This is a genomic window from Paraclostridium sp. (assembly GCF_051657365.1).
GTDB lineage: Bacteria > Bacillota > Clostridia > Peptostreptococcales > Peptostreptococcaceae > Paraclostridium.
This window is the reverse complement of the sequence record NZ_JBOFKN010000222.1, coordinates 1-1364: the sequence shown is the minus strand read 5'-3', so window position 1 is coordinate 1364 and position 1364 is coordinate 1. Positions and strand designations below refer to the sequence as shown.

Genomic DNA, 1364 nt, shown 5'->3' with positions numbered 1-1364 from the left:
AATCTCCGGTTACATAGTAACTTATTTTATTATAATTTTTTAAATTTGCAACACTTTTTAATTTTTTTAATTGTTCACCAACTAATCTAGTAGTTTCTTTAGCTGGATTAACTATAGTACACTGAGCTATAGCTCTAATTTTTTCTTCTAGGTATGGGTAGTGAGTACAACCTAAGATTAGAGTATCAATATCTTTAGGTAACTTTTCAATATAGTTTTTTAAAATATTGTGAGATTCTTCGGTGTCCTTCCAACCTTTCTCTATCATAGGACAAAGCAGTTCACATCCTTGTTGGTATACCTCATAACTTTCATTTAAATTTTGTATAGCATTTTTATAAGCATTTGTTTTAGCTGTCAATGGAGTTGAAAGTACCCCAATTTTTTTATTTTTACTTTCCCTAAGTGCCATAGTAGCTCCTGGATTTATAACGCCTATAATTGGGAGAGTAGGAAATTTTTCTTTTAAATAATCTAGAGAAGCCACAGTGGCAGTGTTGCAAGCTATAACTATGAGGTCGACATCTTTATTTATTAAAAATTCACTGATTTTATAACAAAGCTTTTGAATATCCTCAATTGTTTTAGTTCCATATGGAGAGTTAAAACTATCACCATAATAAATAAATTCAGTAGAATTTAGCTCTTTTAATAACTCTTTTAAAACTGTTAAACCACCAACACCAGAATCAAAAACTCCTACTTTCATATTTTCCTCCTTATACTATATAAAAAATGTATAAAAAAAAGTCTAAAATTATTCTTAGATAGTTTTCAAAACTATTTTAAAGATAATTTTAGACCTCATTTACTTTTAGAATCATAAATAAGTGTATTTTTTTATTTCTTCATTTATTTAATTAATAGATGTTATACCTCAAGTTTTCACTTCTGTCAAATTTTTGTTTTAATTTTTTTATTTGACTTTTAATCGTTCTTAGAGTATATATTATTCATAGGAATTATTTGATACTAGGGGAGATAGTTGATGAAAGAAAAGTATATTGTTGGGACTGCAAAAACGTCTATAGACAATGCAATAACTAAAAATTATAATAGCTTTTTTGTGGGTTTTATCATTGATGAAAATGGAAAAATTTTAGATGTTGAAGCTTCTGCAATTTTAAAGATAACGAATGATTTTATTAAAAAAATTTTTGTTGGAAAAGACTTTATAAAAGATTTTGAAGAGATAAGTTCTATCATATTAAAAAATTATTTAGGATCCTCTCAAAAATCTATAATCGTAGCCTATAAAGACGCTATAAAAAAATATAATCAATCAGTGAATTAATACACTTATTTATCAAAAAAAAACGTAAATAAGGTCTAAAATTCTAATTAATATAGAGTTTTAGGCCTTT

2 protein-coding genes are annotated in these 1364 nt (G+C 26.0%); one reads left to right on the top strand and one right to left on the bottom strand.

Features of this window, described 5'->3' with window-relative positions; all coding sequences use genetic code 11:
• A partial coding sequence (gene murI / locus ACRCYC_RS17290) for a glutamate racemase (protein ID WP_438620345.1) occupies positions 1–709 on the bottom strand: 709 nt, incomplete at its 3' end.
• A 279-nt stretch (positions 710–988) separates the two neighbouring features.
• Between murI and ACRCYC_RS17285 the strand changes: the two genes are divergently transcribed.
• Positions 989–1294: a DUF3870 domain-containing protein gene (locus ACRCYC_RS17285; protein WP_185890337.1), complete on the top strand. Its 306-nt coding sequence runs from the start codon at positions 989–991 to the stop codon at positions 1292–1294.
• Positions 1295–1364: the final 70 nt, after the last annotated feature.

Bases quoted from the DNA above. Each gene is read 5' to 3' on its own strand.
- ACRCYC_RS17285 (WP_185890337.1), top strand. From the start codon at position 989: ATGAAAGAAAAGTATATTGTTGGGACTGCAAAAACGTCTATAGACAAT.